Below are 20,817 nucleotides of genomic sequence, written 5' to 3'. Positions count from 1 at the left end.
AATGTCAGCGGTGGCGCACCCGCTTCGTTGGAGCGGGTGCGGATCACGATCTGCCAGGTGGCGATGAACAGGGCGGCGATCACCGGCCCGATAACGATGCCGTTGAAACCGAACAATTGCAGCCCGCCGAGCGTGGTGATCAGCACGACATAGTCGGGGATGCGGGTGTCGCGGCCGACCAGGATCGGGCGCAGCAGATTGTCGACCATGCCGATCACGAACATGCCGCAGAAGATGAGGATCAGCCCCTTCCAGATCGCGCCGGTCGCCAGCAGATAGATCGCCACCGGCGCCCAGATGAGGCCGGTGCCGACGGCCGGCAGCAGCGAGAAGAAGCCCATCATCACGCCCCACAGCAGCGCGCCGGAAATGCCCAGTGCGCCGAACACCAGCCCGCCGATCAGCCCCTGCAGGATGGCGACGACGATACTACCTTTGATCGTGGCGCGGATGACGATGACGAATTGCCGCATCAGCGCGCGGCGATGCAGCACCCGCAGCGGCGCGGCCCGGTCCAGCTTGCGCGCTAGGTCGAGCCCGTCGCGCAACAGGAAGAAGGTGAGATAGAGCATCACCGTCAGCGCGATGATGAAGCTGAAGGCGCCCTGGCCGATCAGGAAGGCCTGGGCCGCGACGGTGCGGAAACTGGCGGTCAGGCCGTCGGTCAGCAGCCGCTGGACCGCCGCGAAATTGGATATGCCCAGCCGCCGCAGGCCGATCGACGCCCAATCCGGCAGCGCCGCCTGGAACTGCGCGAACATGTGCGGAATGTTGATCTTCCCCACATTGATCTGGGCGTAGAGCGCGGTCGCTTCCTGCACCAGCGCGATCGACAGGATGATGGCCGGCACGATCACGATGGCGATGATCAGCAACAGCGTCAGCAGCGCGGCGCTGTTGCGATGACCGGGGATCAGCTTGAGCAGCCCCTGGTTCACCGGGATGAACAGGATGGCGACGATCACGCCCCAGAGGATCGCCCCGAAGAAGGGCTCGACCACCAGCGCGAAGGCGATGGAAACCAGCACCACCAGGGCGACGAACACCCCATCCTCAATCTGCGTTCGGCGATGCCGGCTCTGTCGTTCCATGTCCGCTTCTTGGCAGAAACCGTTACGTTAATCCATGCATCGCATGGCCTTATTGCGCCTTGGCGTCAAAGTTGAAGGTCACCATCACTTTGGGATCAAGGCCGGTGCTGCTGTCGCCATTGCCCACGCCAAAGGGCAGGCGGGCGACGCTGGCCGATCCGCTGACCTTGCGGCTCTTGCCGCTGCCCGACAGGGTGAAGCGGATCGCCTGCGGCTTGGCCACGCCCTTCAGCGTCAGCGTGCCATGGGCGCGATAGCCGTTGGTGCCGCTCTTCTCCGCACCCTTGGCAACGAAGGTCGCGGTCGGGTGGGCGGCGCTGCCAAAGAATTCGTCACCCGGCAGCATGCCATCCTTATAGGCGTCGCCCACGCTGGCCGATGCCATGTCGATCGTCACCTTGATGTCGGCGCTTTCGGGATGGTCGGGGTCCATCACGATCTTCGCGGTCCATTTCGAGAAATTGCCGCTGATCGTCTCGCCGCTGTTGCCGACCGCAAAGCCGATCTTGCCGCCGGGTTGCACGGCCCAGGCGGGCGGCGGGCCGGCCGGTTCCTCGGCAACGGCCGCGGTGTCGTTCGCAGCCGGAGCGGCGGCATTATCGCTCGCATTGGCTGCGGCCTCGACGGCATTGTCTTCGGCAGGCACGTCTTCCGCTTCGACCGCATTGGCAGCGGGCGCTTCAGGCGCAGCGCCCGGCAGGATCGCCCGGCCCAGCAGGAATCCGACGAGGATCAGCGCGGGTAGGCCGATCAGCAAGGCGGTCGAACGACCCGGCACCATCCGCCAGATCAGCCCGTCGCGCATCATCACATGATGGCGCAGCGCGCCCGCGACATGCAGCGCCACCAGCGCGATGCCGATCCAGGCGAGCAGGCTGTGGCCACCCTCGGCCAGGCCATGGCTTGCCATCGGCAGCGGCAAATGGGGCAGGGGAATGGCGCCGAAGAACAGCGTCGGCACCTTGACCTTGGCGGTCGAGACCAGCGCCCAGCCGGTCAGCGGCGCGCCCAGCATGAAGGCATAGAGGCCGACATGGACGCCGGACGCCAGCGCGCCCTGCCAGCCGCCCTCCAGCTTGGCCGGACGCGGCTTCCACCAGCGCACGGCAATGCGCAGCAGGGTCAGCAGCAGCACGGTGATGCCGATCGACTTGTGCAACTGGAACAGCGCGAAGCCGCGCGCGCCCAGACTGCCCAGCGCCCAGCCGACGGCAATCTGGAAGGCGAGCAGGGCGGCGATCGCCCAGTGCAAGGTGATGGCGGCCAGGCTGTAACGCTGCGGCATATGGACTACCCCGAAAATGACCCTGTTGGATTGGGCGCAAAATTATGTCGCGGGGGTAATGAAGTCCATCGTCGCAGCCGGAAACGATCCGTTGCCGGGTGGATCAGCGCAGGTCGATCGGTGCCGCCTCCGCGTCGGGCAGCTTGGCGCCCATCGCCCTGGCCAAAGTGGGCGCGATCGCGCGCATGTCGATCAGGCCCAGATCCTTGCCCGGCGTTACCCCCGGTCCCATCGCCATGAAGGTGGCGCGCAGATTGGCGGGGCCGGGGAAATAGCCGTGCATGCCCTTGACCGGCGTCGGCGCGACCAGCGGCGCATTGGCGCCCCGAAAGATGTCGGTGACGAAGCCGGGCTTGAGGTTGATCGTGAAGCTGGCCTGCGGATTGCCGCCGAGCTTTGCCATCTCTGCCCGGCCGACGATGCGGTCGATGCCATTGGTGGGGTTGGCCGCCAGCTTGTCGAGTAGCGCCTTCACCTTGTCGGCCAGCGCCTGGTCATCGGGGCGGGCGAGCATGATCGCGGCCGATCCGCCGCCGATCCACGGCATGGCCTGCCACGACGCAACCTTGCCGTCCGCGCCAAGGGTGACGAGGCCGGCGTCGATGAAGGGGCGGAACAGGTTGAGGCCGCTATGCGTCGCCTCGAACCCATGGTCGCTGACCAGCGCGATCAGCGCATCGGGATGGGCCTTGCGCTCGGCCGCGACCAGGTCGCCGACGATCGCGTCGATCTTTTCCAGCACGGCCTTGGCCCCCGGGGTGTCGGGACCGCTGCCATGCTGCTCATGGTCCAGTGCGGTCAGGTAGACGGTCAGGAAGTCAGGCTGATGCGCGGCGATCAGCGCGGTGGCGAACCGGCCCCTGTTCTGGTCGCCGGACAGGCTTTCATCGATCCCCATGGCATAGGGCTGGCCGACCGCCCGTTCCAACTCCGCCTTCAAACCCGGCGTCGCCAGCGCATCCAGCAATTGCGCGTCATCGGCATGGCCGGTGCGCCAGATTTGCGGCAGGTTCCAGCTTATGCCCTTCGCGGCGACGCTGACCGGCCAGTGGACATTGCCGGTGGAAAGCCCGGCTTTCGCCGCCGCATCCCACAGCATCGGCACCTTCACATCCTGCGCATACCAATACCAGCCGCCCTGGTTGATCTGCATCGGGTCGAAGCTGTTGTTGCTGACGATACCATGTCTGGCCGGCGACACGCCGGTCATCAGCGTCGTGTGGCTGGGATAGGTCAGCGTCGGCAACACCCCGGTGACGCCCGAGGCATGGGCGCCATCGGTCAAAAAGCGCCGCAGATTGGGCAAGGCAAGGCCGCGCTTGTCCGCCTCCAGCACGTCGCCGGGACGCAGCCCGTCGATCGAGATCAGCAGCACCGGCTCGGCCAGCGCCGGGAACGGCGCGAGGGCGAGCAGGACAGAGGCAAGCAGCGCGGCCTTGTTCATCTTAGAAACCCGCCTTGAGGGTAACGAAGAATTGCTGCGGCGCGCCGATCAGCAGCGTCTGCGCGTCGCCGCTATTGCCAAAGCCGCCCGATCCGATCGTGCTGATATATTTCTTGTCGAACAGGTTGCTGGCGTTGAGCTGCACTTCGATCTGGTCGGTGACGCGATAGCCGATCGAGGCGTCCACGATCACCCGGCCATTGACCGAGGCGTCGTTGGTATAGCTGTAATAGCGCTTCGACATATAGTTGGCGCCGATCCGGCCGAACAGCGGCCCCTGATCATAATTGAGTTCGCCGCGCAGCAGATGCTTGGGGCTGTCGACCACGGTCTTGCCCTTGATCGCCGCGACCAGCGTGCCGTCCGAGCTGTTGAGCACATCGTCGCGATAGGTGGCGTCGGTATAGCTGTAGCTGGCATAGAGGCCGAAGCCCTGACCCAGCTTCAGGTCGCCCGCCGCCTCAATGCCGACGGCGCGGACATTGCCGACATTCTGCAGCGCGGAAGCGAGACCCAGGATCGGGCTGCCGACCTGCACCGCCAACAGGCGGTTGCGGAAATTGACCAGATAGGCACCCAGCGTGCCGTTGAAGCGCGACGTGTTGTAGCGCAGGCCCAGTTCGTATGTGTCGGAGCTTTCCGGCTTCAGGTCGTCGCGGATCTGGTCGAAGCCGGCCTGGTTGGTGGAGAAGGGGCCGGTGGTGGTGGCGCTGGCAAAGGCCTTGGTCACCTGAGTGAAGCCACCGAAGATTTCCGCCTCGGGGCTCAGTTCGACGGCGAAGCCGGCATGCGGCTGGAACCAGTCCTCGGCCTTGATCTTGCCCTCGGGGAAGCTGCTCGACACGACCGCCTCGGCCTCGTTGGTGACCTTGAAGCCCTTCCAGCCCAGGTTGATCGTCAGCATGCCGAGGTCGATCTTGTCGCGGACATAATATTGGATCGTGTCGGTGGTGAAATCGAACTCCCACTGGGTCGCGAACGGGTTCTTGGGATAGTCGCGGAAGGACAGGCCGGCTTCGGTGCGGCTCTTGAACGCATAGAAGCGGCGGGCCTGGTTGAACTTGTTATTCTCGTACCAGGCGCCGGCTTCCAGCGTCTGGACGCCGATCGTCGCATCGACGCTGCCGAAGGCGCCGATCCGATCCATGTCATATTCGGTGGTGCGGATCGACAGCGGCGAACCGCCGGTGGGGCTGGGGACGGACGGCGTCGCCCACAGGCCCATGCCGCTATTATTGTGATAATAGCCCTTGATCTTGAAATTGGCATGATCGCCCAGCGGCGTGCTGTAGCCGATCGCACCCAGCCAGTCCTCGCGCAGGCCGGCGGCGTCATAATAGGCGTCCCAGACCGACGTCACATTGTCGGGATAGACGGTGCCGGCGGCGGCGTTGCTGACCGGCGCGCCGGTTTCGCCGCGATTATTGCCGATGTCGGCATAGAGGACCGCCTTGGCATAGTCGGGCGACGTATTGTCCCATTTCCAGCCCAGGCGGTTGATCATGTCCATCGACATGTCCTGATAATCCTGCTCGCGGCGGTCCGAATAGCTCAGCCAGCCATCCAGCTTGCCGTCGCCGACCGGGATCACGACCTTGGCATTGACCATATGCTGGTCCTGCGTGCCCTGGCCCTTCCACTTGTCGGTCGAGCCGTATGCATAAGAGACATAGCCGCGAATGCCGTCGGCACTGCCCATGTTCAGCCGGGCGAAGGCGCGCCAGGTCTCGTCGCTGCCATAGGTGAGGTTGCCCTGCGCGCCCAGCGCATCGGCGGGGTCGATCGAGAAGGTCTCGATCGTGCCGCCCAGATTGCCGGTCGACTGGGTGCCGAGCGAACCCGAACCCTGCGACACGCGGACGGTGCCGATATTCTCGCTGCTGATGGCGCGGGTGATGTGCAGGCCGTTATGATTGCCATAGCTCATGTCACCCAGCGGAATGCCGTCGAAGGTGAAGCCGAGCTGGTTCTGGTTGAAGCTGCGGATGCTGACGCGCTGCGACCATTCATAGCTGCCGAACGGATCGGACGACTGGAAATTGACGCTGGGCAGCTTCTCGATGGCTTTGAGCGCATTGGTGCCGGGCGTCAGGGTGACGAGGTCGCGGGTGGTGATTTCCTGGACCTGGCGGGTTTCGCCCCGGCCAAAGACGATGATGCCGGCGCTGTCCGCATCGGCCGCGGCATCGGCGGCGGGCGCCATGTCCTGGGCAAAGGCGGGTGCGGCGATGCAGGCGGTCGAAGCGAGCAGCAGGCTGAGTGCGTGGCGCATGGTGAAATCCCCCAATCATGTGTGATTGGCGGGCGCTCTAGGCGGGGCATGTTGCACTGCAATGTGACTATCGCGACGCTGCGGCGTCAGTTTCGTGACAATATCGTTATGATTTTGTCTGTGTCATAAAGGTCGCAGTCGCGGCATTTTCGTCGCGAACATTGCATCGCAAGATCGCTGGGCTAAGAGCGAAAAAAACAATTTCAAGGAAAGCAGGACATGGCCAAACCCGAATCCTGGCGGTTCAGTCCCGACGCATATCGCTTCATCACGAGCATCGATACGCGTTTCCAGGATCTCGATACCATGGGGCACATCAACAATGTGGCCATTTCCGGTATCTTCGAAACGGCCCGTATCCGCTTTCATCACCATATGGGCCGCCACCCGCAGGAACAGGGCGTGCGCTGGCTGGTGGCCAATGTGAACCTCAATTTCATCGAGGAATCGCATTTCCCCTATCCGTTCGAGGTCCATTGCGCGATCGGCCATATCGGCCGCACCAGCTGGACGATCAGCTCGGCCGGCTTCCAGAAGGGCGTATGCGTCGCCACCTGCGACACCACCGTCGTCACCCATGGCGCCGAGGGGCGTCGCTCGATCGACGACACGCTGCGCGAAGCGATGGAACTCAACTTCATCCGCAAGCCGGCGGAATAAGGCCCGGCGCGCCGTCAGGCGAAGCCGTGCATCCGGCGCGACCATTGAAAGGCCAGCACCGCCCCCTTGGCGGGCTGGATCATCGCCAGCCCCAATATCGCCGCCAGCGTCGGCCATAGCACGGCCTGCCAGCCCAATGGGATGGCCAGCGCGGCATTGACCTCGATCATCAGCGGCACCAGCAGATGGCCGAGCAGCAGGATGACGATATAGGCCGGGAAATCATCGGCCTGATGCCCGTCCCAGCGCTGGCCGCAATGGCTGCACGCCGACACCGGTTTCAGGAAGCGCGCGAACAGCTTGCCCTCGCCGCAGGCCGGGCAGCGGCTGCGCAGCCCCAGCAGCAAGGCCGGTTTGAACGGACGCGGTTCGCTCGTCGGGGCAGGGGGCTGGTCGGACATGCCCCCTGTCTAGGCCAGCTTTGCCCCGCCGGGCAATCATGGCGCCACCTGCATCGCTCTTTCGTGCGCGCCAAAGCCTGTTAAGAGGACGCCATGCGCCTGCCTGGTCCCACCGAAGCCTTTGCCCTGTTCGACGATGCGCGCGTCCAGGGGGCAGCGCCCGCGCGTCTGTATCGCGATCCGGTGTCGGTCATCGCGGCCTGGCGGATGGAGGAGGTGCAGCCCGCGCTCGACCGCATCGCCGAAGCGCGCGAGGCGGGTCTCCATGCCGCCGGCTATGTCAGCTATGAAGCCGGGCTGGCGCTGGAGGATCGGCTGGCGCCGATCGCGCACCGCCCGCCCAAGGGCGGGCCGCAAGCCATGCCCTTGCTCTGGTTCGGCCTGTTCGAAGGGTGCCGCTTCATCCCGGCCGATGGCGTCGCGGACCTGCTGCCCGATCCTGCGGCGGTCAGCGTCGATGCGCCCTGGCCTTTGGTCAGCGAGGCCGACTATCGCGCGCAGTTCGACCAGGTGCAGGAACTGATCCGTGCCGGCGACATCTATCAGGTCAACCTGACCTTCCCGTGCGAATTGCGCTTCGCCGGCGATCCGATGGCGCTCTATGCGGCGCTGCGTCCGCGCGCGCAGGCTGGCTATGGGGGCATCATCAATATCGGCGGGCATCAGATATTGTCCTTCTCGCCCGAACTCTTCTTCACCCAGGTGCGCGGGCAACTGACGGCGCGGCCGATGAAGGGCACCGCCGTGCGCGATCATGATCCGGAACGGGATGCCGCCCTGGCGACCGAACTGGCGCGCGATGCCAAGCAGCGCGCGGAAAATCTGATGATCGTCGACCTGCTGCGCAATGATCTGTCGCGGGTGGCGCGGGCCGGATCGGTCACGGTCCCCGACCTGTTCAAGGTCGAAACCTATCCGACCGTCCACCAGATGGTCTCCACCATTCGCGGCCGCGTGCTGCCGGGGCTGGCGCCGGTCGACGTGTTGCGCGTGCTTTTTCCCTGCGGATCGATCACCGGCGCGCCCAAGGTGCGGGCGATGGAGATCATCGACATGGTCGAGCCTTTTGCCCGCGGCGTCTATACCGGGGCGATGGGCTGGATGGATCCGGCGGGGGACGCGGCTTTCAATGTTGCCATTCGCACCATTTGCGTCGAAGAAGGAAGCGGTATCGGTCGCCTGGGCCTGGGTTCCGGCATCGTTGCGGATTCGGATGCGTCGGCCGAATGGGCGGAATGCCTGGCCAAGGGGCGCTTCCTGTCGCTGGGATGAAAGATGATTGCAGTGGGGCGTGAATAGGTTCGATGTCGGTGGCTGACGGACGATATGATCTGCTCGAGACCATGGCCTTCGATCCGCATGAAGGCGTGCGTCTGCTGGAACTGCATCTGAGCCGGCTGAAGGACAGCGCGCAGGCGCTGGGCTTCGCCTTCGACCGCCACAGCGTGCGCAACGAGCTTCAGGCCGCCACTTTCCGCCTGCGCGAACTCAGCCGCGTGCGGTTGCTGGTGTCGCGCCAGGGCTCGGTGTCGATCGAGGTGCGCGAACATCGTACCTGGCCCAAGGCGATCATGCAGGTGAAGGTCGTGCCCCGGCTCGCCGCCGCCACGGATCCCCGGCTGGAGCACAAGACCACCGACCGTTCCCTCTATCGCGACGCTCTGCAACGCGGCGGCACCTATGAAGTGCTGATGACCGACGAACAGGGCTATCTGACCGAAGGCTGCTTCTCCTCCATCTTCGTGGAACGGGGCGACAAGCTGGTGACGCCGCCGGCCTCGCGCGGGCTGCTGCGCGGAATCCTGCGCCAGAGCCTGCTCGACATGGGCGAGGCGGTGGAGGGCGATCTGCGCATCCATGATCTGGAACGCGGCTTCTTCATCGGCAATGCGTCGCGCGGGATGGTCGCGGCCTCGCTGGTCCGATAGTTTTCCTAGGATGCGCACAAGCCAATAACCGGCAACTGGCGGTTGCTCCGGCGTCCTTTGCGCACTAAGGACCGCCGCGTCTGCCTGCGCGGCAGGCGAGGAGATAATATTATTTTTTGTCGCGATGTCGCTGAGCGCGGACTCTTTTGTCCGTCTGGGCATCGCTCTGGAGAAAGATCATTGCCATGAGCCAGACTTCCGCAGCCCTCGGTCGCATCCAGCCCTCCGCCACCCTGGCGATGAGCGCGCGCGTGAATGCCCTTAAAGCCGAAGGCGTGGACGTTATTGGTCTTTCGGCCGGCGAACCCGATTTCGACACGCCCGATTTCGTGAAAGAGGCGGGGATCGAGGCCATTCGCAAGAATCTGACCCGCTATACCGATGTCGACGGCACTGCCGACGTCAAGGAGGCGGTCGCCTTCAAGTTCAAGCGCGACAATGGCCTGATCTACAAGCGCAGCCAGATCAGCGTGAACTCGGGCGGCAAGCACACCCTGTTCAACGCGCTGGTCGCGACCGTCGACGTGGGCGATGAAGTCATCATCCCGGCGCCCTATTGGGTCAGCTATCCCGACATCGTGAACTTTGCCGGCGGCACGCCCGTGTTTATCGAAGGCCCGGCCAGCCAGGGCTACAAGATCACCCCGGCCCAGCTCGACGCCGCGATCACCCCGCGCACCAAGTGGGTGATGCTCAATTCGCCGTCCAACCCGTCGGGTGCCGCCTATTCGGCGACCGAGCTCAAGGCGCTGGGCGAAGTGCTGCTGCGTCACCCGCATGTGCTGGTGATGACCGACGACATGTATGAGCATGTCTGGTACGCGCCGACCCCCTTCGCCACCATCGCCCAGGTCTGCCCGGATCTCTATGACCGCACCCTGACGGTCAATGGCTGCTCCAAGGCCTTCTCGATGACCGGCTGGCGCATCGGTTTCGCCGGTGGCCCTGAATGGATCATCAAGGCCATGGGCAAGCTGCAGTCGCAGTCGACCAGCAACCCCTGCTCGATCAGCCAGGCTGCCGCCGTGGCCGCGCTGACCGGCCCGCAGGATTTCCTCGAAGAGCGCAATGCCGCCTTCAAGAAGCGCCGCGACATGGTCGTCGCCATGCTGAACGATGCGCCGGGCCTCGACTGCCCGACGCCTGAAGGCGCCTTCTATGTCTATCCCGACGCCAGCGGCGTGATCGGCAAGGTGACGCCCAAGGGCCAGCGGATCGACAGCGACGAAGCGCTGATCGGCTATTTCCTCGACGAAGCGAAGGTCGCGGCCGTCCATGGTGCCGCCTTCGGCCTCTCGCCGGCCTTCCGTATCAGCTATGCGACCTCGGAAGAGGTGCTCAAGACCGCCTGCGTGCGCATCCAGGAAGCCTGCGCAGCGCTGAAATAAGCGCCGGCCGATGATCGTCGGCCTGCAATAAGCTCTTGAAAATCCGGTCGCGATACTGTCTATCGCGGCCGGATTTTTCCATTGTCTCAGAAATTGAAACGGTCTTTTTCGCACTGCAGCGTCTTGTGATTGACGCCGCAGGCGCTATATGCCCGTTGCGTAAAGAAACTTATGTGCGGTGGCATTTCGTCGCTCCGCTCCTGTTCTTGGTCGAAAGCCGCTGTCCGGCGCGATCATGTTCAGACAGGGGCAAGGCGCAATGTCCTACCGGGCGACGATCGCGAAGATATCGCGACAGAAAGGCTTGGCCATGTTGGCGTTTTTGAAATCCGAACTGTTCTTCCGCTTCCTGGGTGGCTTTGCCATCGGGGCGGTCGCGATGTTCGCGCTTCAGCCCAATAATGAGCCGCCGGCGCTGACCTCGACCGCGATCGCGTCGACCGCGACCCCTGTCGGCAGTGCGGCGCTCTAAGGGCCTTTTCCTACTTCCCCTTGCGGCGCTCGCCGCCGCGTCTTCCCCATTGCATGCCGAACCTGCCGTCCCCACGCCGATTCCGGCGGTTGATGCGCAGCCGACCCGATCGCTGGAAACCGCGATCTTCGCGGGCGGCTGCTATTGGGGTGTCGAGGGCGTCTTTTCTCATGTGAAGGGCGTCAGGCTCGCCGTGGCGGGGTTCGCCGGTGGCCCGCGCGACCGCAAGGTCGATTATGACATGGTCAGCGGCGGCGATACCGGCTTCGCCGAGTCGGTCCGGGTCACCTATGATCCGAAGATCGTCAGCTACGGCACGCTGCTGCGCATCTTCTTCTCGGTCATCACCGATCCCACCACGCTCAATTATCAGCGGCCCGACAGCGGCACCCAATATCGCAGCGCGCTCTTCCCGCTCAATCCAGAGCAGGACAAGGCAGCGAGCGCCTATCTCATACAGTTGCAGAAGGCCGAGCTGTGGCGCGACCCGATCGTGACCAAGGTGGAGCCCTTCACCGGCTTCCAGGATGCCGGAGCCGATCATCAGGACTTCATGGCCCGCTATCCCTATCATCCCTATATCCAGCGCTGGGACATGCCCAAGCTCAAGGCATTCCGCGCCATGTATCCCACGCTCTACCGCGCGGTGCCCGCCGCCTGATCGCGCCGATGCTGGCCGATGGCGGCGTGGCAGGCTAAGCCCCTTTCATCGCCGCAATGTCATCGCCGCCAAGGGAGCCTCCTCATGTCCGACATCACCGGTCTGCAAATTCTTTCGACCCTCGCGCCCGATGGCCGACTGACCGTATCGCTGGCAGAGCAGACCCTGCCAGCGCCGACCGGATCTCAGGTCGTGCTGCGGGTCGAGGCGGCGCCGATCAATCCATCCGATCTCGGGTTGCTGCTGGGGTCGGCCGATGTCGACCATGCCGAATATGGCGATGGCTATCTGGTGGCGCAGATGCCCGAGGCAGCGATGCGCGCCATGGCCTCGCGCCTGGGCGAAGCGATGCCGGTCGGCAATGAAGGGGCGGGCACGGTGATCGCAGCGGGCGAAGCGCCGGAGGCGCAAGCGCTGCTCGGCAAGCGCGTCACCTGTGTGCCGGGCGGCATGTATGCCCAATATCGGCTGGTCGATGCGCGCGCCTGCATGGTCTTGCCGGATGGCGCCACGGCGGAGCAGGGGGCATCGGCCTTCGTCAATCCGATGACTGCGCTCGGCTTTGTCGAAACCATGCGGGCAGAGGGGCACAAGGCGCTGGTCCATACTGCGGCGGCCTCCAACCTTGGCCAGATGCTCGTCAAAATCTGCCAGGCGGACGACATCCCGCTGGTCAATATCGTCCGCAGCCCGGCGCAGGTTGCGCTGCTGCGCGATCTGGGCGCGCGCCATGTGCTCGACAGCACGGCCGATGATTTTGCCGAACTGCTGGTCGCCGCTCTGAGCGAAACGGGGGCGACCATCGCCTTTGACGCGATTGGCGGCGGATCGCTGGTCAGCCGGATATTGGGCGCGATGGAACAGGTGGCGAGTGCGGGCGCTGCCTATAGCCGCTATGGCTCCGCCACCATGAAGCAGGCCTATATCTATGGCGCCCTAGACCTGTCGCCAACCCTGCTGACGCGCAGCTTCGGCTTCAGCTGGCGGGTCGGCGGCTGGCTGCTGACGCCTTTCCTGGCGCAGGCGGGGGCGGACACGGTGGAGCGGATGCGCGCCCGCGTCCGCGCCAATCTCACCGGCCTCTTCGCCAGCCACTATAAGGCGCGCCTGTCGCTCCGCGAGGCGCTGACGCGCGACGCGGTGCTGGCCTATAATGCCCGCCGCACCGGCGAGAAATATCTGATCGTGCCGAACGCCGCCTGAGCCCTTATATGAACCCATCAAGGAGTGACCTGCGCCAATGACCATTCGGGATGCCGGCCCGGCCGATGCGCCGGCCATCGCGGCCATCTATAATGACGCGGTCGTCAACACGACGGCGATCTGGAACGATCATCAGGTCGACGCTGCCAATCGCCGCGCCTGGCTGGCGGAGCGGCAGGGGCAGGGCTATCCGGTGCTGGTCGCGGTCGATGCGCTGGGCGACGTGGTTGGCTATGCCTCCTTTGGCGACTGGCGCGCCTGGGATGGCTATCGCAACACGGTCGAACATTCGGTCTATGTCCGCGCCGATCAGCGCGGGGCGGGAATCGGCAAGGCGCTGATGCTCGCCCTGATCGATCGTGCCCGCGCGATCGGCAAGCATGTCATGGTTGCCGGCATAGAGGCCGGCAATATCGGATCGATCCGGTTGCACGAACGGCTGGGCTTCACCCAGGTCGGCCTGCTGCCGCAGGTCGGCGTGAAATTCGGCCGATGGCTCGACCTGGCCTTCCTGCAACTGACGCTGGATGCACGCGCCACGCCGGACACGTCGTTGATCGACTAAGCCGTGCTCAAATGCGTATCGGGCGGAGTCTGTCGCCAGACCCCGCCCGATACGCATGTTCTTCAATGTCGCGGCGCCGCTTATTTCGGCGACAACACCATCAGCATCTGGCGGCCTTCCATGCGCGGATAGGCTTCGACCTTGGCGATCTCGGCGACATTTTCCGCCACGCGCTGCAGCAGGTTCATGCCCAGCTGCTGGTGGCTGAGTTCGCGGCCGCGGAAGCGCAGGGTGATCTTCACCTTGTCGCCGTCGCCGATGAAATCATGGACCTTCTTCATCTTCGTATCATAATCATGATCGTCGATGTTCGGACGCATCTTGATCTCTTTGAGTTCCTGCGTCTTCTGGGTCTTGCGGGCGATGTTCGCCTTCTTCTGGGCCTCGTACTTGAACTTGCCGATGTCCAGGAACTTGCAGACTGGCGGATCGGCGTTGGGCGACACTTCGACCAGGTCCAGGCCAACGTCGGCGGCCTGCTCGATCGCCTCCTGCGTAAACATCACGCCCAGATTTTCGCCTTCGTCATCGATCACGCGCACCTTGGGCACGGTGATGAATTCGTTATACCGGGGGCCGGACTTCGGCGGCGGCGCCAGTGGGCGGCGCATCATCGGGGGACGTATAGCAGCTTCTCCTGAGTCTATTAAAACCGAGTGGCTCTTAGCGGCTTTTTTACAAAACCGAAAGGGGTGCGTGTCTCCGTCGTAACGGAATCACGCACCCTGTGGCATTGCTGCCTCAACCCATATCGGGTGCGCGACCTTCTTTTTCAAGCCGGGCGATCAACTCGCTCACCGACAACATGGTCTGGCCATCCTTGCCCAGTTCGCGCAGCGCCACCGTGCCTTCTTCCGCCTCGCGGCGGCCGACGACCAGCAGGTTGGGCACCTTGCCCAGCGAATGTTCGCGCACCTTGTAGTTGATCTTCTCGTTGCGCACGTCGGCCTCGGCACGAATGCCGGCGGCGCGCAGCTTCTCGACCACGTCCAGCGCATAAGTATCCGCATCCGACACGATCGTCGCGACCACCGCCTGCACGGGGGCCAGCCACAGCGGGAACTTGCCGGCATAATGTTCGATCAGGATGCCGATGAACCGCTCATAGCTGCCGAAGATCGCGCGGTGCAGCATCACCGGCCGGTGACGCTCGCCATCCTCGGCGATGTAGCTGGCGTCGAGCCGTTCGGGCAGCACCCGGTCCGACTGGATGGTGCCGACCTGCCAGGTGCGGCCGATCGCGTCGGTCAGGTGCCATTCCAGCTTGGGCGCATAGAAGGCGCCTTCGCCGGGCAGCTCTTCCCAGCCATATTCGGGCGTGTTGAGGCCGGCGGCGGCAACCGCGTTGCGCAGTTCCTCTTCCGCCTTGTCCCACATTTCCTCGGTGCCGAAACGCTTTTCCGGGCGCAGCGCCAGCTTGATCGAGTAGGTGAAGCCGAAATCCCGGTAGATCCGGTCGGCCAGCGCGCAGAAGGCGCGCACTTCCTCGACGATCTGGTCCTCGCGGCAGAAGATATGGGCGTCGTCCTGGGTGAACTGGCGCACGCGCATCAGGCCGTGCAGCGCGCCATGCGGCTCGTTGCGGTGGCAGCAGCCATTCTCGTAGAAGCGCAGCGGCAGGTCGCGATAGCTCTTGATCCCCTGCTTGAAGATCAGGATGTGCGCCGGGCAGTTCATCGGCTTGAGCGCCATCCAGTCGACATCGTCCGACACCAGCGGGCCTTCGTCGGCCACATTCGGCACTTCGTCGGGGATGACGAACATATTCTCGCGATATTTGCCCCAGTGGCCGGACTGTTCCCACTGGCGCGCGTCCATCACCTGCGGGGTCTTCACCTCGCGATAGCCTGCATCGTCGATCGCGCGGCGCATATAGGCTTCCAGCTCGCGCCAGATCAGATAGCCCTTGGGGTGCCAGAAGACGCTGCCATGCGCTTCCTGCTGCAGGTGGAACAGGTCCATCTCCGCGCCCAGCTTGCGATGGTCGCGCTTGCCCGCTTCCTCCAGCCGCGTCAGATGCTCATTGAGCTGCTTCTTGTTGAGCCAGCCGGTGCCATAGATGCGGCTCAGCATCGCATTCTTCTGGTCGCCGCGCCAGTAAGCGCCCGACACGCGGGTCAGCTTGAACGCGGCCGGGTCCAGCTTGCCGGTGGAGGCCAGATGCGGGCCGCGGCACATGTCGTACCAGCCGTCGCCACTATGATAGACGGTCAGTTCCTCGCCCTGCGGCAGTTCGGCCGCCCATTGCGCCTTGAACGTCTCGCCGGCCGCTTCCCACTGGGCGATCAGCGTGTCGCGGGCGATCACTTCGCGGCGCAGCGGCTTGTTGGCGGCGATGATCTTGCGCATCTCCGCCTCGATCGCGGGCAGGTCTTCCTCGGTGAAAGGGCGATCCTTGGGCGCGAAATCATAATAGAAACCATCGTCGGTCGCCGGGCCGAAGGTGATCTGCGTGCCGGGGAACAGCGCCTGCACCGCTTCGGCCAGCACATGGGCGAAATCGTGGCGCGCCAGTTCGAGCGCGTCGGCCTCGTCCTTCGCCGTCACGAGGGCGAGCTGCGAATCCTGTTCCAGCGGGCGCATGATGTCGCGCAGCTCGCCGTCTACCTTTGCGGCGATCGCCGCCTTGGCCAGGCCCGGCCCGATCGCCGCTGCAATGTCCGCCGGAGTAGTGCCGGGCGCGACTTCACGCACGGAACCATCGGGCAGGGTGATCTTGAGCATGGCGGACACGGGGGGTCTTTCTGTGAAATGTTCAGGTTGCACGGCCCAAAAAGCCGCGCCTTCCCCATAAATGGGCGGTCTGCCCTGTCAATAGAAGCCCTCTTGCCAAGAGTCACCCATGGGCGCATGTTTTATGTGCTGATATATCATTATCAGCGCAGGAGGGACTTATGGCTTTGAGCTTTGCAAAATCCCGTGGCGCGCAGGATGACGCGCCGATGGGCGAGATGAACACGACGCCGCTGATCGACGTCATGCTCGTGCTGCTGATCATGTTCATCATCACCATCCCGATTCAGACCCACAGCGTGGGTATCAACCTGCCCCAGGCGCCGGTCGATACCAGCCTGCCCCAACCCGATCCGATCAAGAACAAGGTGACGATCGACGCATCGGGCGTGGTCCGCTGGAACGGCAATGCGGTCGATGCCCTGACGCTGCGCCGCTATCTCGCTCAGACGCTCGCCATGCCGGTCGAACCGGAACTGCAATTCCAGCCCGACGCCGCCGCCCGCTATCTGGTGGTCGACCAGACCCTGGCCGACATCCGCCGTTCCGGCGTCACCAAGCTCGGCTTTGTCGGCAATGAGCGCTATGGCCAGTTCTGACAAGGATACGCGATAAAATGTAAAGGTAAGTTGACTCGCTGCTTCCTGTTTCTGTAAAGGACGCTTGACCCTTTCAGAGCAGGAGGCACGAGTCATGATCGCCCCGGAACCCATTCACCCCTTTCCCTGGCGCATCTGCGCTGCCGCCGCGCTGTTCACGGTGCTGATGGTGGCCGCTGCCGTCGCCGCCAACATCTTCACCATCAGCGGCAACGGCAAATTGCCGCTGATGGTGCCGGGCCTGCTGGCACTAGGCTGGCTGATCTGGGAAGCGATGCGGCTGGCGCGCGGCGTGCCGGGATCGGCGATTGCCCGCTATATCGGCCGGGTCGTGCCGCTGATGATCGCCAATATCGTCACCGTGGTCGCGGCCATCACCATCCAGCGCGAATGGCATCCGGCGGGCGTATGGGCCGTGCTCGTCGCATTGCTGCCGGCACCGCCGCTGATCGGCTTCATCTGGGCGATGGGCCGGCTGCTGGTGGAGGAGGCCGACGAATATCTGCGCATGGTCCATGCCCGGCGCGCGCTGATCGCCGCCGGTTTCATGCTGGTGATCACCACCGTCTGGGGCCTGCTCGAAGGTTCCGGCCTTGCCCCCCATGCGCCTGCCTATGCCGCCTTCATCCTGTGGAATCTGGGGCTGTTGCTGGCGCCGATCCTGCCCGGCGGCCGCGCATGAAGAACCGGCTCAAAATCTTGCGGGCGGAACGCGACTGGAACCAGAGCGATCTCGCCGCCCAGCTCGGCATCTCGCGCCAGAGCGTCAACGCGATCGAGACGGGCAAATATGACCCCTCGCTCCCGCTCGCCTTCCGCATCGCCGACCTGTTCGGTTTGAAGATCGAGGATATCTTCCTGCGCGACTGATTCAGGCGATCAGCAGCCGGGCTTCTGAGTCCATCTGTTGCAGGAAGGAGAGTGGGCCGCCGACCTCCACACCTTTGGGCAGGCTGTCGGCGGACAGCCCAGATAGTGCAAGGCCGCTCTGGCAGGCGATCATGGCGACGTCCATGTCCAGCGCTTCGTTCACCAATTCGGAGAGCGTAGGCAAGCCTGCCGCGTGGTGCGCATCATCCTGTGGTGCAGCCATTGGACGTGCTAATAGGCCCACGGCATCCAGTTGCAGGAACAGGCTGGCCTCGCCGCCCAATGCCGCCTGCGCCGTGGCCAGCACCAATGCGCCACGCAGCCGCTCCGCATCGGCCGTCATGACGACGATCCTCAGGGCGCGCACAGTTCCGCCGCACAGCCGGGGCAGGCCGGATCCTTGGGCACGCCCAGCGTGCGGAAACGCATCGCCAGCAGGTCCGCGATCAGCAACTGCCCCGCCATGTCGGTGCCGAACGGCACCAGCGCCCGGATCACCTCCAGCGCGGCCAGGCTGCCCATTACCCCGGTCAGCGCGCCGATCACACCGGTTTCCGAACAATTGCGTTCGGGCGCGTCGACCGGGCTGCCCACCAGGCAGCGATAACAGGGCTTGTCCGTCTCCCAGCCGCGATAGGTGGCGAGCTGCCCCTCGAACGGGCCGACCGCCGCCGATACCAGCGGCATGCGCAGCGCCTGCGCGGCATCGGCGACCACCAACCGGGTCGCGAAGCTGTCGCACCCGTCCAGCACGACATCGGCCTCGCGCAGCAGCGTGGCAGCATTGTCCGCGTCGATCCGCGCGTTGATCGGGATCAGCCTGATGTCGGGATTGATCCGGGCGACCGCCGCCATCGCCGCTTCCGCCTTGGGCGTGCCGATCTCGGCGGTGCCGAACAGCACTTGCCGCTGGAGATTGGACAGGGCGACGGCGTCATCGTCGATCACCCGGATCGTGCCGACGCCGGCGGCCGCCAGATAGAGGATGGCCGGACTGCCGATGCCGCCCGCGCCGATCACCGCGACATCGGCCGACAGCAGCCGGGCCTGGCCGGTGCCGCCAATTTCCTTCAGCACGATATGGCGCGCATAGCGCTCCAGTTGATCGTCGGTCAGCGTCACGATGCGTCCGACCAGAGGAAGCGCACCTGCGAGCGCATCCAGACCGGTTCGTCGGTGCCGGTCTTGGGGAAGCTGCCCTTGAGCGTGCCGAGGATGCGCTTGCTCACGAATGTTTCGACATCCGGGCAGCGGACATTGACCGGCGCGATCTTCAGCGGCCGGCCCTGACCATCGAGCAGGAACAGCACATCCAGTTCCAGCAGTTGCGAGCCTTCATAATTGACCGCGCCGCTGCACGATGCCTTGCGGTAGAGAGTGTGAACATTCTCCGACCATTTGGGCGACACCTTGCGGCCCTGCCAGCCCTCGATCACCGGCACTTCGCTCAGATCCTGGGGCATGGCGGGAAGCGCCTGCGGTGTGGCGGCGGCAAGCATCAGCGAAAGCAGCGGGGTCATCATGATGTCACACTCCCGTAGAACCGAAGCCGCCCATTCCGCGGACGGTATCGTCGAGCATATCGACCTCGACGAAGCTCGCAAGCTGAACCGGCGCGACCACCAGTTGCGCGATGCGATCACCCCGCTTGATCGGGAAGGGATCGGCGCCATGGTTGATCAGCAACACCTTGAGTTCACCGCGATAGTCGGCGTCGATCGTGCCGGGGGCGTTGGGCAGGGTGATGCCATGTTTGAGCGCTAGGCCGGACCGGGGCCGCACCTGAATCTCATAACCTTCGGGGATCGCCAGCGCGAAACCGGTCGCGACCGGATGGCGATCGCCGGGGTTGAGTATGATCTCCTCGGCCGACACCACATCCATGCCGGCGGCGTGCGCGGTGGCATAGGCGGGGACGGGGAGCCCTTCGCCATTGGGCAGGCGCATGAGCTGGATATCAATCGGCGGCAGCGGAGAGGGCATTGGCAACCTTTTCGATGAGTTTGGTGGCGACATCGCTCTTGGCCATGGCGGCCCAGCTTTCGATGCCGGCGGATGTGACGATCTGGACGCTGTTGCTGTCGCCGCCCATGACGTCGCCGGACACGTCATTGGCGACGATCCAGTCGGCGCCCTTGCGGGCCAGCTTGGCCTGCGCATGTTCGGCGATCTTCTGGGTTTCGGCGGCAAAGCCGATCAACAGGCGGGGGCGGCGGGCATGATGGCCCAATGTCGCCAATATGTCGGGATTCTCGACCAGGCTAAGCGGCGCGGGCTGGCCGGAGCCATCCTTCTTCAGCTTCTGCTCGGCCGCGTCGGCGGTGCGCCAGTCGGCAACGGCTGCGACCATGATCGCGGCGTCGGCGGGCAGCGCGCCCTCGACCGCCGCCAGCATCTCGCGCGCGGTCTCGACATCGATACGGTCGACCCCGACGGGCGTGGGCAGATGCACGGGGCCCGCCACCAAAGTCACCTTCGCCCCGGCGCGCGCGGCGGCGGCGGCGATGGCAAAGCCCTGCTTGCCCGAAGACCGATTGGCGATGTAGCGCACCGGATCGATCGGCTCATGCGTCGGCCCGGCGGTCACCAATATATGGCGCCCGGCCAGCGGCTCGTCTGCGCCAGTGAAATCAGGAGTGGCGAAGTCAGGCTGATCCGCCAGCGGATCGGGCAGGGGAGGGGCGGCCAGCAGGCGCCCGATCTCCGCTGCGATCACTTCCGGCTCGGGCAGGCGGCCCTTGCCATATTCGCCGCAGGCCATCTCGCCATCGTCGGGCGTCATGATGTGAAGGCCGTCGGCATGGAGCTGCGCCAGGTTCCGCTGCGTCGCCTTGTGGTGCCACATGCGCACATTCATCGCCGGCACGGCCAGCACCGGCTTGTCGGTGGCGAGCAGGATGGTGGTGGCGAGGTCATCGGCGATGCCCGCCGCCATCTTGGCCAGAATGTTGGCGGTGGCCGGTGCGACGACGATCAGGTCCGCCTGGCGCGACAGCTGGATATGGCCGATCTCGCGTTCTTCCTTGAGGTCGAACATGTCGCCATAGGCATGATCCTCGGTCAGCACGCCCAGGCTTAGCGGCGTGACGAACTGCTGCGCGCTTTCGGTCAGCACCGCGCGCACGGCGATGCCGCGCTTGCGCAACTGGCGCACCAGTTCCAGCGACTTATAGGCCGCAATGCCGCCGGAGACGATGAGAAGCACACGCTGGGTCATGGCCAACATTTGGTCGCGCGACCGGGAC

Annotated in this window: 23 protein-coding genes; 11 read left to right on the top strand and 12 right to left on the bottom strand. The window is 64.6% G+C overall.

Translation table 11 applies throughout. The features are described from left to right. The 4 genes from ACUCV3_RS18960 to ACUCV3_RS18945 all read right to left on the bottom strand — a co-directional run. The coding region (locus ACUCV3_RS18960; RefSeq protein ID WP_279776274.1) for an AI-2E family transporter at positions 1-1,091 on the bottom strand (1,091 nt) is incomplete at its 3' end. Positions 1,092-1,140: 49 nt separating this feature from the next. Then, positions 1,141-2,376, bottom strand: coding sequence for a YceI family protein (locus ACUCV3_RS18955; RefSeq protein WP_279729829.1), 1,236 nt, complete (start codon positions 2,374-2,376; stop codon positions 1,141-1,143). A 103-nt stretch (positions 2,377-2,479) separates the two neighbouring features. Then, positions 2,480-3,820 (bottom strand): alkaline phosphatase family protein, encoded by a 1,341-nt coding sequence (locus ACUCV3_RS18950; protein WP_482240970.1) that lies wholly within the window; start codon positions 3,818-3,820, stop codon positions 2,480-2,482. Position 3,821: 1 nt separating this feature from the next. Continuing rightward, complete coding sequence (locus ACUCV3_RS18945) at positions 3,822-6,092, bottom strand: TonB-dependent receptor (RefSeq protein WP_279729826.1); 2,271 nt, start codon at positions 6,090-6,092, stop codon at positions 3,822-3,824. 219 nt (positions 6,093-6,311) lie between these two features. Between ACUCV3_RS18945 and ACUCV3_RS18940 the strand changes: the two genes are divergently transcribed. After that, positions 6,312-6,752, top strand: a complete 441-nt coding sequence (locus ACUCV3_RS18940) for an acyl-CoA thioesterase (RefSeq protein WP_004210293.1) — start codon at positions 6,312-6,314, stop codon at positions 6,750-6,752. A 14-nt stretch (positions 6,753-6,766) separates the two neighbouring features. On the opposite strand, the gene ACUCV3_RS18935 is transcribed toward ACUCV3_RS18940, so the two are convergent. Then, on the bottom strand, positions 6,767-7,153 hold the full coding sequence (locus tag ACUCV3_RS18935; RefSeq protein WP_169863120.1) for a DUF983 domain-containing protein: 387 nt from the start codon (positions 7,151-7,153) through the stop codon (positions 6,767-6,769). A gap of 93 nt (positions 7,154-7,246) precedes the next feature. Here ACUCV3_RS18935 and pabB point away from each other — a divergent pair, with 93 nt between their 5' ends. From pabB to ACUCV3_RS18900, 7 genes are all read left to right on the top strand, one after another. Next, positions 7,247-8,425 carry an aminodeoxychorismate synthase component I gene (pabB, locus tag ACUCV3_RS18930; protein WP_482240969.1) on the top strand — a complete coding sequence of 393 codons (1,179 nt, stop codon included), beginning with the start codon at positions 7,247-7,249 and terminating at the stop codon, positions 8,423-8,425. A 32-nt stretch (positions 8,426-8,457) separates the two neighbouring features. Next, a complete protein-coding gene (locus ACUCV3_RS18925; RefSeq protein WP_279729821.1) occupies positions 8,458-9,081 on the top strand; it encodes an aminotransferase class IV in 624 nt (207 codons plus the stop codon). Between the two features lie 185 nt (positions 9,082-9,266). Continuing rightward, complete coding sequence (locus tag ACUCV3_RS18920) at positions 9,267-10,469, top strand: pyridoxal phosphate-dependent aminotransferase (protein WP_017500850.1); 1,203 nt, start codon at positions 9,267-9,269, stop codon at positions 10,467-10,469. 310 nt (positions 10,470-10,779) lie between these two features. Next, complete coding sequence (locus ACUCV3_RS18915; protein WP_170319005.1) at positions 10,780-10,941, top strand: hypothetical protein; 162 nt, start codon at positions 10,780-10,782, stop codon at positions 10,939-10,941. Further along, complete coding sequence (gene msrA / locus ACUCV3_RS18910) at positions 10,928-11,602, top strand: peptide-methionine (S)-S-oxide reductase MsrA (protein WP_279729818.1); 675 nt, start codon at positions 10,928-10,930, stop codon at positions 11,600-11,602. The genes ACUCV3_RS18915 and msrA overlap by 14 nt, the downstream gene beginning before the upstream one ends. Positions 11,603-11,686: 84 nt before the next feature. Continuing rightward, a complete protein-coding gene (locus ACUCV3_RS18905) occupies positions 11,687-12,805 on the top strand; it encodes a zinc-binding dehydrogenase (protein ID WP_279729816.1) in 1,119 nt (372 codons plus the stop codon). Positions 12,806-12,842: 37 nt separating this feature from the next. Next, the gene (locus ACUCV3_RS18900) at positions 12,843-13,370 is read left to right on the top strand and encodes a GNAT family N-acetyltransferase (RefSeq protein ID WP_279729814.1); all 528 of its coding nucleotides are present in this window, start codon (positions 12,843-12,845) and stop codon (positions 13,368-13,370) included. 80 nt (positions 13,371-13,450) lie between these two features. Here ACUCV3_RS18900 and infC read toward each other — a convergent pair whose 3' ends face one another. Further along, positions 13,451-13,984 carry a translation initiation factor IF-3 gene (gene infC / locus ACUCV3_RS18895; protein ID WP_029547879.1) on the bottom strand — a complete coding sequence of 178 codons (534 nt, stop codon included), beginning with the start codon at positions 13,982-13,984 and terminating at the stop codon, positions 13,451-13,453. Positions 13,985-14,111: 127 nt separating this feature from the next. Continuing rightward, positions 14,112-16,094 carry a threonine--tRNA ligase gene (thrS, locus tag ACUCV3_RS18890; RefSeq protein WP_482240971.1) on the bottom strand — a complete coding sequence of 661 codons (1,983 nt, stop codon included), beginning with the start codon at positions 16,092-16,094 and terminating at the stop codon, positions 14,112-14,114. 170 nt (positions 16,095-16,264) lie between these two features. Between thrS and ACUCV3_RS18885 the strand changes: the two genes are divergently transcribed. The 3 genes from ACUCV3_RS18885 to ACUCV3_RS18875 all read left to right on the top strand — a co-directional run bounded on the left by ACUCV3_RS18885 (position 16,265) and on the right by ACUCV3_RS18875 (position 17,572). Continuing rightward, on the top strand, positions 16,265-16,702 hold the full coding sequence (locus tag ACUCV3_RS18885) for an ExbD/TolR family protein (protein WP_048936400.1): 438 nt from the start codon (positions 16,265-16,267) through the stop codon (positions 16,700-16,702). A gap of 94 nt (positions 16,703-16,796) precedes the next feature. Then, positions 16,797-17,384, top strand: coding sequence for a hypothetical protein (locus tag ACUCV3_RS18880; protein WP_010338663.1), 588 nt, complete (start codon positions 16,797-16,799; stop codon positions 17,382-17,384). Beyond that, positions 17,381-17,572 carry a helix-turn-helix transcriptional regulator gene (locus ACUCV3_RS18875; RefSeq protein ID WP_004208912.1) on the top strand — a complete coding sequence of 64 codons (192 nt, stop codon included), beginning with the start codon at positions 17,381-17,383 and terminating at the stop codon, positions 17,570-17,572. The genes ACUCV3_RS18880 and ACUCV3_RS18875 overlap by 4 nt, the downstream gene beginning before the upstream one ends. Position 17,573: 1 nt before the next feature. Here ACUCV3_RS18875 and ACUCV3_RS18870 read toward each other — a convergent pair whose 3' ends face one another. The 5 genes from ACUCV3_RS18870 to ACUCV3_RS18850 are packed head-to-tail and all read right to left on the bottom strand — an operon-like array spanning position 17,574 to position 20,789. Then, complete coding sequence (locus tag ACUCV3_RS18870) at positions 17,574-17,915, bottom strand: DsrE family protein (RefSeq protein ID WP_048936460.1); 342 nt, start codon at positions 17,913-17,915, stop codon at positions 17,574-17,576. 11 nt (positions 17,916-17,926) lie between these two features. Continuing rightward, complete coding sequence (locus ACUCV3_RS18865; RefSeq protein WP_279729808.1) at positions 17,927-18,694, bottom strand: HesA/MoeB/ThiF family protein; 768 nt, start codon at positions 18,692-18,694, stop codon at positions 17,927-17,929. Continuing rightward, positions 18,691-19,095, bottom strand: coding sequence for a hypothetical protein (locus ACUCV3_RS18860; RefSeq protein WP_048936461.1), 405 nt, complete (start codon positions 19,093-19,095; stop codon positions 18,691-18,693). The genes ACUCV3_RS18865 and ACUCV3_RS18860 overlap by 4 nt, the downstream gene beginning before the upstream one ends. A gap of 4 nt (positions 19,096-19,099) precedes the next feature. Further along, complete coding sequence (dut, locus tag ACUCV3_RS18855) at positions 19,100-19,555, bottom strand: dUTP diphosphatase (protein WP_279729806.1); 456 nt, start codon at positions 19,553-19,555, stop codon at positions 19,100-19,102. Continuing rightward, positions 19,530-20,789 carry a bifunctional phosphopantothenoylcysteine decarboxylase/phosphopantothenate synthase gene (locus ACUCV3_RS18850; RefSeq protein ID WP_279729804.1) on the bottom strand — a complete coding sequence of 420 codons (1,260 nt, stop codon included), beginning with the start codon at positions 20,787-20,789 and terminating at the stop codon, positions 19,530-19,532. Before ACUCV3_RS18850 ends, dut begins: the two co-directional genes overlap by 26 nt. Between the last annotated feature and the right edge of the window lie 28 nt (positions 20,790-20,817).

This window comes from Sphingobium sp. VMM, assembly GCF_056790315.1.
The sequence above is the reverse complement of the archived record's forward strand: the minus strand, read 5'-3'. Positions and strand labels throughout refer to the sequence as shown.

Excerpts from the sequence above, each read along its gene's own strand:
- ACUCV3_RS18955 (WP_279729829.1), bottom strand. The coding sequence starts at position 2,376 with ATGCCGCAGCGTTACAGCCTGGCCGCCATCACCTTGCACTGGGCGATC.
- ACUCV3_RS18950 (WP_482240970.1), bottom strand. The coding sequence starts at position 3,820 with ATGAACAAGGCCGCGCTGCTTGCCTCTGTCCTGCTCGCCCTCGCGCCG.
- ACUCV3_RS18945 (WP_279729826.1), bottom strand. The coding sequence starts at position 6,092 with ATGCGCCACGCACTCAGCCTGCTGCTCGCTTCGACCGCCTGCATCGCC.
- ACUCV3_RS18940 (WP_004210293.1), top strand. The coding sequence starts at position 6,312 with ATGGCCAAACCCGAATCCTGGCGGTTCAGTCCCGACGCATATCGCTTC.
- ACUCV3_RS18935 (WP_169863120.1), bottom strand. The coding sequence starts at position 7,153 with ATGTCCGACCAGCCCCCTGCCCCGACGAGCGAACCGCGTCCGTTCAAA.
- pabB (WP_482240969.1), top strand. The coding sequence starts at position 7,247 with ATGCGCCTGCCTGGTCCCACCGAAGCCTTTGCCCTGTTCGACGATGCG.
- ACUCV3_RS18925 (WP_279729821.1), top strand. The coding sequence starts at position 8,458 with ATGTCGGTGGCTGACGGACGATATGATCTGCTCGAGACCATGGCCTTC.
- ACUCV3_RS18920 (WP_017500850.1), top strand. The coding sequence starts at position 9,267 with ATGAGCCAGACTTCCGCAGCCCTCGGTCGCATCCAGCCCTCCGCCACC.
- ACUCV3_RS18915 (WP_170319005.1), top strand. The coding sequence starts at position 10,780 with ATGTTGGCGTTTTTGAAATCCGAACTGTTCTTCCGCTTCCTGGGTGGC.
- ACUCV3_RS18905 (WP_279729816.1), top strand. The coding sequence starts at position 11,687 with ATGTCCGACATCACCGGTCTGCAAATTCTTTCGACCCTCGCGCCCGAT.
- ACUCV3_RS18900 (WP_279729814.1), top strand. The coding sequence starts at position 12,843 with ATGACCATTCGGGATGCCGGCCCGGCCGATGCGCCGGCCATCGCGGCC.
- infC (WP_029547879.1), bottom strand. The coding sequence starts at position 13,984 with ATGATGCGCCGCCCACTGGCGCCGCCGCCGAAGTCCGGCCCCCGGTAT.
- thrS (WP_482240971.1), bottom strand. The coding sequence starts at position 16,094 with ATGCTCAAGATCACCCTGCCCGATGGTTCCGTGCGTGAAGTCGCGCCC.
- ACUCV3_RS18885 (WP_048936400.1), top strand. The coding sequence starts at position 16,265 with ATGGCTTTGAGCTTTGCAAAATCCCGTGGCGCGCAGGATGACGCGCCG.
- ACUCV3_RS18880 (WP_010338663.1), top strand. The coding sequence starts at position 16,797 with ATGATCGCCCCGGAACCCATTCACCCCTTTCCCTGGCGCATCTGCGCT.
- ACUCV3_RS18875 (WP_004208912.1), top strand. The coding sequence starts at position 17,381 with ATGAAGAACCGGCTCAAAATCTTGCGGGCGGAACGCGACTGGAACCAG.
- ACUCV3_RS18870 (WP_048936460.1), bottom strand. The coding sequence starts at position 17,915 with ATGACGGCCGATGCGGAGCGGCTGCGTGGCGCATTGGTGCTGGCCACG.
- ACUCV3_RS18860 (WP_048936461.1), bottom strand. The coding sequence starts at position 19,095 with ATGATGACCCCGCTGCTTTCGCTGATGCTTGCCGCCGCCACACCGCAG.
- dut (WP_279729806.1), bottom strand. The coding sequence starts at position 19,555 with ATGCCCTCTCCGCTGCCGCCGATTGATATCCAGCTCATGCGCCTGCCC.
- ACUCV3_RS18850 (WP_279729804.1), bottom strand. The coding sequence starts at position 20,789 with ATGACCCAGCGTGTGCTTCTCATCGTCTCCGGCGGCATTGCGGCCTAT.